Origin of the sequence: Pseudomonas sp. Pf153, from assembly GCF_001269775.1 — a bacterium.
Taxonomy (GTDB): domain Bacteria; phylum Pseudomonadota; class Gammaproteobacteria; order Pseudomonadales; family Pseudomonadaceae; genus Aquipseudomonas; species Aquipseudomonas uvaldensis.
Genome location: NZ_LHVL01000002.1, coordinates 1 through 662, shown reverse-complemented (window position 1 = coordinate 662; position 662 = coordinate 1). Strand labels below are relative to the sequence as shown.

The window sequence follows — 662 nt, the reverse complement described above, 5'->3', positions numbered from 1 at the left end:
CTACGCTGACCAACCCGGCGCAGACGCCAGTCACCGTCACCTTGAGCAACGGCGCGATCATCACCATCGCTGCGGGCCAAACCACTGGCACTGTTGCGGTCGATACTCCGGCGAACGATGTCTACAACAACGGCAGCACTGTCAGCACTACCATCACTGGCGCAACCGGCGGCAACTTCGAAAACCTGGTACCGAGCACCGCGCCTGCGGTCACCACGATTACTGACTCGGCGGACACCACTGGCTTGACCTTGTCTGCTTCCAATGAAGTGACAGAAGGCGGTCAGATCACCTACACCGCTACGCTGACCAACCCGGCGCAGACGCCAGTCACCGTCACCTTGAGCAACGGCGCGATCATCACTATCGCTGCTGGGCAAACCACGGGCTCCGTCGCCGTCGATACCCCAGCGAACGACGTTTACAACAACGGCAGCACTGTCAGCACTACGATTACCGGCGCAACCGGCGGCAACTTCGAAAATCTGGTGCCTAGCAACACGCCTGCGGTCACCACGATCACCGATTCGGCGGACACTACCGGCCTGACGCTGAGCGCCAGCGAAACCATTACCGAAGGCGGTCAGATTACCTACACCGCCACGCTGACCAACCCAGCGCAAACACCAGTCACCGTGACCTTGAGCAACGGCGCGGTGATC

Annotated in this window: 1 protein-coding gene; it reads left to right on the top strand. The window is 60.7% G+C overall.

What is annotated here, in order from left to right:
• The coding region (locus tag AD666_RS00030) for an immunoglobulin-like domain-containing protein (protein ID WP_156315898.1) at positions 1-662 on the top strand (662 nt) is incomplete at both ends.